General features: G+C 46.6%; 8 protein-coding genes. 6 read left to right on the forward strand and 2 right to left on the reverse strand.

Features of this window, described 5'->3' with window-relative positions; translation table 11 throughout:
* Positions 1 to 8: 8 nt before the first annotated feature.
* Positions 9 to 1,295: an O-acetylhomoserine aminocarboxypropyltransferase/cysteine synthase family protein gene (locus DWY57_RS20030; RefSeq protein WP_005826508.1), complete on the reverse strand. Its 1,287-nt coding sequence runs from the start codon at positions 1,293 to 1,295 to the stop codon at positions 9 to 11.
* 184 nt (positions 1,296 to 1,479) lie between these two features.
* Between DWY57_RS20030 and DWY57_RS20035 the strand changes: the two genes are divergently transcribed.
* Positions 1,480 to 2,901, forward strand: a complete 1,422-nt coding sequence (locus DWY57_RS20035; protein WP_119962329.1) for a S41 family peptidase — start codon at positions 1,480 to 1,482, stop codon at positions 2,899 to 2,901.
* Between the two features lie 13 nt (positions 2,902 to 2,914).
* Positions 2,915 to 3,820 carry a DUF4595 domain-containing protein gene (locus tag DWY57_RS20040; RefSeq protein WP_005835902.1) on the forward strand — a complete coding sequence of 302 codons (906 nt, stop codon included), beginning with the start codon at positions 2,915 to 2,917 and terminating at the stop codon, positions 3,818 to 3,820.
* 8 nt (positions 3,821 to 3,828) lie between these two features.
* On the opposite strand, the gene DWY57_RS20045 is transcribed toward DWY57_RS20040, so the two are convergent.
* Positions 3,829 to 4,641, reverse strand: a complete 813-nt coding sequence (locus DWY57_RS20045) for an alpha/beta hydrolase family protein (protein ID WP_005826503.1) — start codon at positions 4,639 to 4,641, stop codon at positions 3,829 to 3,831.
* 94 nt (positions 4,642 to 4,735) lie between these two features.
* On the opposite strand from DWY57_RS20045, the gene DWY57_RS20050 reads away from it, so the two are divergent.
* The 4 genes from DWY57_RS20050 (at position 4,736) to DWY57_RS20070 (ending at position 8,402) form a co-directional block, all read left to right on the forward strand.
* Positions 4,736 to 6,028: a hemolysin family protein gene (locus DWY57_RS20050; protein ID WP_005826501.1), complete on the forward strand. Its 1,293-nt coding sequence runs from the start codon at positions 4,736 to 4,738 to the stop codon at positions 6,026 to 6,028.
* A gap of 44 nt (positions 6,029 to 6,072) precedes the next feature.
* Positions 6,073 to 6,552, forward strand: coding sequence for a copper resistance protein NlpE N-terminal domain-containing protein (locus DWY57_RS20055; RefSeq protein ID WP_005826499.1), 480 nt, complete (start codon positions 6,073 to 6,075; stop codon positions 6,550 to 6,552).
* Positions 6,553 to 6,712: 160 nt separating this feature from the next.
* A complete protein-coding gene (locus DWY57_RS20060) occupies positions 6,713 to 7,147 on the forward strand; it encodes a DUF6078 family protein (protein WP_008663796.1) in 435 nt (144 codons plus the stop codon).
* Between the two features lie 526 nt (positions 7,148 to 7,673).
* A complete protein-coding gene (locus tag DWY57_RS20070; protein WP_243634746.1) occupies positions 7,674 to 8,402 on the forward strand; it encodes a PDDEXK nuclease domain-containing protein in 729 nt (242 codons plus the stop codon).
* The last annotated feature ends 13 nt before the right edge of the window (positions 8,403 to 8,415 follow it).

An 8,415-nucleotide genomic window follows, 5' to 3' on the forward strand; every position in this document is an offset into this window, starting at 1 on the left:
TTATTCTTTTAAATTCTGTCAAATGCCTGGGACAAGTCGTCCAGCAAATCATCGATATGTTCTGTCCCGATGGAGAGGCGGACCGTGCCCGGTTTGATGCCTTGTTCTTCCAATTCCCGTGCACTCAATTGGGAATGGGTAGTGGTGGCAGGATGGATAACCAGGGATTTCACATCAGCCACATTGGCAAGCAACGAGAAAATCTGTAAACTGTCAATAAACGTCTGCGCTTCCTTCACACCGCCCCGCACCTCAAACGTAAAGATAGAACCGCCTCCATTCGGAAAGTATTTCCCGTAAAGCGCGTGGTCAGGATGCTCGGGCAGGGACGGGTGGTTCACGGCAACCACTTTGGGATGCTTCTTCAAGAATTCAACCACTTTCAAGGCATTCTCCACATGACGTTCCACACGAAGCGACAACGTCTCCAATCCTTGCAACAGAATGAAAGCATTGAAAGGACTGATTGTGGCACCGGTATCACGCAACAATACGGCACGGATACGGATGGCATAGGCAGCAGGACCGGCAACGTCAACGAAACGTACTCCATGATAACTCGGGTCCGGTTCCGTCAGTTGGGGAAACTTCCCCGAGGCCACCCAGTCGAACTTGCCGCTATCTACAATAACACCACCCAAGGACGTACCATGCCCTCCGATGAACTTCGTTGCCGAATGGACTACAATATCTGCCCCATGCTCTATGGGACGAATCAGGTAAGGAGTACCGAAGGTGTTATCTATAATCAGAGGAATCCGGTGACGGTGTGCTATTTCAGCAACGGCATCAATGTCAATGATGTTGCAATTCGGATTTCCCAGCGTTTCAATGAATACTGCCTTGGTATTCTCCTGAATCGCTTTCTCGAAATTGTCCAGATTGCCCGGGTCCACAAAAGTAGTGGTAACCCCGTAGGCAGGCAATGTGTGGGCCAGCAGATTATACGTTCCACCGTAGATGGTCTTAGCTGCCACGATATGGTCGCCTGCACGGGTGATATTCTCAAAGGCATAAGTGATGGCTGCCGCACCCGAGGCTACGGCCAATCCGGCAACACCGCCTTCCAGAGCCGCCACACGTTTCTCGAACACATCCTGGGTGGAATTCGTCAACCGCCCGTAAATATTCCCCGGGTCCTGCAAGCCAAAGCGGGCTGCCGCATGGGCCGAATTACGGAATACATACGAAGTTGTCTGATAGATAGGTACGGCGCGGGCATCAGTTGCCGGGTCGGGTTGTTCTTGTCCAACGTGAAGTTGTAGAGTCTCAAAGTGCAATTTCTTTGTTTCCATTGTCGTTTGTATTTTAGGTGAATAAACCGTTTCTCATTCGGATGTTGCAAAGATAGAGCGATAAGCCGGGGCAGACAATGACACAGATTAGGGAATTTTATACCACAATTGTGGTAGATAAGCAAGCTATTTTCTATCTTTAGATAAGATAGACTGCATTTCGGCAAAACTTTTTCATGCAAGCATGAAAGTTCTGCACTCAATTTGCACTATCTTTGCCCCCATGAAAGCAAGAAATATACTGATACTCATATTGGGAACCCTGATTCTTCCCATTTATCTGACTTCCTGCGGGGTGGACCGCTGGAAAGAGTATGCCGGACAGACCCAGACAGACCGCTGGATTGACGATACCATGCGTGTGTGGTACTATTGGGTAGACGCTATCCCCCATACCAACGACCTGAACTATTTTCAAGCCCCTTTCACTTTCTTTGCCTCGCTCAAATCCGAAGAAGACAAATTCTCCACCATCGACAGTCTGGTCAGCGTCACCACTACCCGCAGCATCCCCTATACGGATTACAGCTACGGATTCCAGTTCACTACCAACCAGATAGAAGTAGAAGGAGAAGAGAATGCCATTGTTGCACAGATTCTTTACGTTGCCGACGGAAGCCCGGCCTCGGAAATCGGGCTGAAACGGGGTGACTGGATTATGAAGATGGACGGGAACTTTATTACTGAACAGAATTATAAGAAACTGTATGGAAGTAGTGCCATGGAACTTACAGTAGGTTATTACGACGTGAAGAAAAATGCCATCGTTGCTTACGACAAACCCAGACAGATAGCATCGGCGCGTCCCGTCAACGACAACCCGGTGCACTATAAGAATGTATATACATCAGGCAGCAAGAAAATAGGTTATCTGGTCTACAACCACTTCAGTTCCGGCCCCACGGACAACAGTAATGAATATGACAACGACCTGCGCAGCGCATTCCAATATTTCGCATCACAGCAAGTCAACGAATTCATCCTTGACTTGCGCTACAACAACGGTGGATTACTGAGTTGCGCAGAATTGCTGTGTACCATGCTTGCACCTTCCTCCGCCTTGGGACAAGAGTTGGGGTACCTGGAATTCAACAACCGCTTCAATCCGCAGATAGTACCGTTCACCCTGAACTCCGGACTCATCGGAAACGGAGCAAACCTAAACCTGAATACTCTCTACGTACTTACCAGCAGCCAGACTGCCTCCGCCTCCGAAATGGTGATTAACTGCCTCGACCCGTATATGGATGTTGTCATCATCGGCGGTACTACCGTAGGCAAGAATGTAGGTTCCAGGAATTTCTCCAGCCCCGAACTGATGATAACGATGAATCCCATCGTCTGCAAGATATACAATTCGGAAGGGAAATCTGATTATGAATCCGGATTCCAACCGGCCTACTCGGGATATGTAGTGAATGAGATGAGCGACATGTCACGTTTCCTGCCCTTTGGAGATACCAACGAAGCCTTATTGAGCACTGCACTCGGCGCCATCGACGGAAGCATACAACCGCCCGCACAAGAAGATACCCGTTCTTTAAGAGTGACCACTCTCGCAAACTCCATTGAACGTCGGGCAAGCCATGCCGTACGCATCAAATAAAAAGACCAATAGGATGAAACTAAACAGAAGAGTTACAATCATCACCCGATTTTCGGGAATCATGTTCAGCCTGCTGTTGCTCGGCGGACTGGCAGCTTGCAGCGATGATAACAATGGCAATGATACGCCAGAACCGGAGCCGTCAACCTACCCCACCACTCCTTTCTCCAAAATCGAACTCAAAGAAGTGATAGAGAGCGATGCGCAACCGGTTACTGCCACCCACACCTACCTTTACAACAGTGCAGGCAGGCTGACCAGCTACACCGGCAAACAGAGCTTTACAGCAGGAGACGAACTCTTCGAGATAGAGAATACCACTACTGTCGAATACAAGGACCATCAAGCCGTGATAACCGACGAAGCAGGTACAGTATCAACCTACACGCTGAATGACAAAGGTTATGCCACCACTTGTACCAGTCAGGATATGGCAGGAAATACCCGTACTTACACCTTCTCCTACCTCATCAACACCGAAGACAAATACTATCTGGAAAACATCACAGAAAAGCTGGACGACGGAAAAGAATACTCATTCATTACAATAGACTACAGCAACTTCCGGGCATTGCGCATACAGCAAAAGGTTGACACTTTTGAGCACAACAGTACGGCTACCACACCATCAGGCAATGAAATTGCAAATATCTCCGAAATACCAAGCCTATTCATTACGGACATGTATCCGCTTTCCATGCATGCGGTTGCCATATACGGGAAGATATTGGGAGAACCTGCAAACTACCTGATTACCCAACTCATCCCGGACAGCAACGGAGAAAGTGAAGAGACCACCACCTATACTTATACGTTAGATAACCGGGGTATCGTCACTTCCTGCCATGCAGTCGTCAGGCATATAAGGAACGGCTACGAGCAGGACTACACACGCACCGTGAACTATACCATCGAATAATAAACTACTTACTTCTTAAAGAACTTGTCGAAGAAAAGGACGTGATAGTCTATGGAGTTGTTCCAATACGTTCCGGTATGTCCACCGGGACGGGTGATGAAGTCATGGTCTATCTTCCTTGCCAGCAGCCGGTTGTGCAAGTCCTTGTTCACTTCAAGAAAGAAATCGGCCTCACCGCAGTCGATGATTAGCGCCAAGTCTCCATTTACAATCTTATCCAGCTGGTTGACCACCGTATGCGCATCCCAAGATGCCTTGTTGGCAGCAAACTCTCCCAACTGCTTGTTCATTTCCCAATTCTGGGGGAACGGCCGTATATCCACTCCTCCACTCATACTGCCCGCCGCACCGAACACATCCTTATGACGGATAGCACTCCACAAAGCACCGTGGCCGCCCATACTCAATCCACTGATAGCACGCGCCTTTCTATCGGGAATGGTAGCATAGTTCCCGTCTGTATACTTCACCAATTCCGAGGTGACAAAAGTCTCATAACGGTAGGCAGGATTCTCCGGACTGTCCCAATACCAACTGTTCTTGCCGTCCGGACATACAAATATGATCCCTTTCTCATCTGCCATCTGCGGCAATTCCGGCTTCAGTTGCACCCAGCTCCGCGCATTGCCGCCATAACCGTGCAACAGATAAACCACCGGACAAGCCTGCTTGCCGATAGCCTTATCAGGCAATACATACACAACTTTTACATCCTTATTCATGGCTGCACTTCTCACCAACACCGTGTCTACACGTGCCGCCTGCAACATTACGGCAGACAGACACCACAAAAGCCCCAAGGCAATAATTCTTTTTTTCATCTATTTATTGTTTATTTTTTCTAACGGATGGCAATATTAACAATAAATACTGAAAAATCATTATCTTTGCCTCACAAACTATTCAAAATCCACTATGGAGTTTATTATCATTCTACTTTTACTTATTCTGAACGGCATTTTTGCCATGTATGAAATCGCTTTAGTCTCCTCAAGTAAAGCACGCCTTGAAACTCTTGTCGGAAAAGGGAACAAAAGAGCCAAAGGAGTATTGAAACAACTGGAAGAACCCGAAAAATTCCTCTCCACCATCCAAATCGGTATTACTCTTATCGGTATCGTATCCGGTGCCTATGGTGGTGCCACCATCGCTGATGACGTAGAACCGCTGTTCGCCCTCATTCCGGGAGTAGCCGCCTATGCCAAGACTCTCGCCATGATTACCGTAGTAGCCATCATCACCTATCTGTCGCTCATCATAGGCGAACTGGTGCCCAAGTCCATCGCCTTGAACAACCCGGAACGATGGGCCACCATGCTCAGCCCCTTCATGATTGTGCTGACCAAGATTTCCTATCCGTTTGTATGCCTGTTGAGCGCTTCCACCAAACTGATGAACAAACTCATCGGACTGAACAGTGGCGAGGAACGCCAAATGACACAAGACGAACTGAAGATGATTCTGCACCAAAGCTCGGAACAAGGCGTCATCGACAAAGACGAAACGGAAATGCTGCGTGACGTGTTCCGCTTCTCGGACAAAAGAGCGAATGACCTGATGACCTATCGCCGCGACATCGTTGTGCTCCATCCCACAGACACACCGGAAGAGGTGCTGCGTATCATCCACGAAGAACACTTCAGCAAATATCTCCTGGTGGAGCGGGGAAAGGACGAGATTATCGGTGTGGTTTCCGTAAAGGACATCATCTTGATGATGGGCGGCGAACAACCCTTCAACTTACGTAGTATTGCACGCCCTGCTTTGTTTATTCCGGAAAGTTTGTATGCAAAGAAAGTTTTAGAGCTGTTTAAGAAGAACAAAAACAAGTTCGGAGTTGTTGTAGACGAGTATGGAAATACAGAAGGTATCATCACCCTGCACGATTTGACGGAAAGTATCTTCGGAGACATCCTCGAAGAGAATGAAACGGAAGAAGAGGAAATCGTTGTTCGTCAAGACGGTTCCATGCTGGTGGAAGCTTCCATGAATCTGGATGACTTTATGGAGGCGATGGGCATTATGAACTATGATGACCTGAAAGAAGAAGACTTCACCACCTTGAGCGGTCTTGCCATGTTCTTGATAGGACGGGTGCCGAAAGCCGGAGACTTGTTCAGCTACAAAAACCTGGACTTCGAAGTGGTGGATATGGACCGCGGACGGGTGGACAAGCTGCTCGTCATCAAGAAAGAAGAAGATGAATAACAAACGCTATTGCGTCTTTATAATTAACTTAAACCATTAAAGCAATGAAAAAAGTAATGATGATTGCAGCCCTTGCCGCTGCATTGGTATCCTGCCAATCAAAAGGAACTCAGAACAATGACGCCGTCGCCATGGACGAAAGTGTAATGGCTGTTACCGGCAATGACTCGTCTGCCGTAGCCGTATACGAAGGAATCCTTCCCGCCGCCGACGGTCCGGGCATCCAGTATGTATTGAGCGTAGACAGTGTAGGTCCCGACGGAGAAAGCGGCTACACGCTGGTAACAACTTATCTGGATGCCGAAGGCCCCGGAAAGAACAAGAGCTTTACTTCCAAAGGAAAGAAAGAAGTTATCCAGAAAGACGTCGACAACAAGAAGAAAACAGCCATCAAGCTGACCCCGAACGACGGGGACACTCCGGTGTACTTCGTAGTAGTGAACGACACAACCCTGCGCCTTGTCAACGACAGCCTGCAGGAAGCTGTGAGTGACTTGAATTATGACATCATCCAGGTGAAATAGTCCATCCATACTTATAAGAAAGAACGGTACAGCCGGAATTACTGAATTCAGTGGTTCCGGCTGCTGTTTTTTCAATGAGGGGGCATTTCAAACAAGAGAACAGAAGGCTATATCAAAAAGTTAGTGCTATCTTTGTCGCTTCATCAAAGTATATATAAACATGAAACATTCTTCCGAGAAACCTTTAGCACCTGCCAACTACTCACGCTGTTTCAACAACCAATGCCCGAAAGCCGACAACTGCCTGCATCGCTTAGCCGCCCTTCGCGATACCCCCGAGTACCCGTCCATCCGCATCATCAATCCACTGTGTATTCCAGAGGATAGCAGCCAATGCGCCTATTTCCAATCGACACAAAAGATACATGTCGCATGGGGAATCAGCCACTTGCTCGATGAAGTTCCCTACAAGAATCTCCAACCTCTGAAAAGCCAGTTGATAGCCCATTTCGGCCGCGGAAAATACTACCGCTTCTACCGGGAAGAATCTTACCTTTCCCCCGAAGACCAGAACTATATCCGCAGAACTTTCCACCAATACAACATTCCGGGAGAACCGGCTTTCGACTCCTACAGCGAGGAATACAAATGGTAGAAAGGTAATCTTCAGCCCCCTTTTCATGTCATTTTATCACTGAAAATATAGATAACACTTTAGTTCACAACGGTGAACACTTTGTTACAACAGTAAGAAACAAAGTGTTCACATACTATGAAACAAACTGTTCGCACTCAATAAAACAAACTGTTTTCTTTAACGGAACAAACAGTTTCCTACTAATGAAACAAACTGTTCTCCATATTGAAACAAACCGTTCTCCTTAGGGAAACAGACGGATTCCCTTTTGAAGCCCTACAAGGGGAATAATTATCGCCTGCGAAAATATAGGAGGAAATACAGCGACATAGTGCGATACCTATTCTCTGCAAAACGGGTGAACGTGTTCGGGAGGATATTGCAGCAACACGGGATGAGGTAAAGGAAAGAGAGGGGGAGATGGTATATTGTGTGGTAAAAGTGGAGAGGTAGAAAAGACGGAAAGGATTACAGTTGAAATAAATTCTTTTTCTTAACTTTGTGAAATAGAAACATCGAATATGACGATGAAGAAAATAAAAATATGAAAACAGCACTATCTATAAATCAACCGTTCAAGGATTGGGTAAACCACCTAAAACAAGACATTCGTAGTGCACAGATTAAAGCGGCTGTACGCGTGAACAGCGAACTGCTTCACCTTTACTGGCAACTGGGGGCAGAAATTATAGAACGACAGAAAGAAATGACTTGGGGAAGCGGATTTCTCGAAGAGTTGAGTCGTGAGCTGATGGCAGAATTTCCTGATATGAAAGGGTTCTCATATAGAAACATACGCAGTATAAAGCAGTGGTATCTATTTTATAATGAGCCATATACAATTTGGCAACAAGTTGTTTCCAAATTAGGTGAAGAGAAATTTTTCTCCATCCCTTGGGGGCATCATCTCTATATCATCTCCCAATGCAAGGAAGTGGATAAGGCTCTATTCTATCTGAATGAAACTGTAGAAAACGGCTGGAGTCGTGCCGTTTTGCTCAACTTTCTTGATACCAATCTCTATGAGCGGCAAGGCAAAGCGGTAAACAATTTCAGTCGTCTGCTACCAAAACCGCAAAGTGACCTAGCTCTACAGACACTCAAAGACCCCTATAACTTCGATTTCCTGACCATTACCAAAGATTTTCAAGAATTAGAGTTAGAAAAGGTTTTGACACAAAATATCACTCGTTTTCTGCTTGAAATGTTATGCAAACCTTTACATAACATTTCTTATGCCAACAAATTTATTATGCAAAGTGACTTAAACTAAATCGCAGCTACAA

Origin of the sequence: Bacteroides sp. AF25-5LB, assembly GCF_003602965.1 — a bacterium.
Classification (GTDB): domain Bacteria; phylum Bacteroidota; class Bacteroidia; order Bacteroidales; family Bacteroidaceae; genus Bacteroides; species Bacteroides uniformis.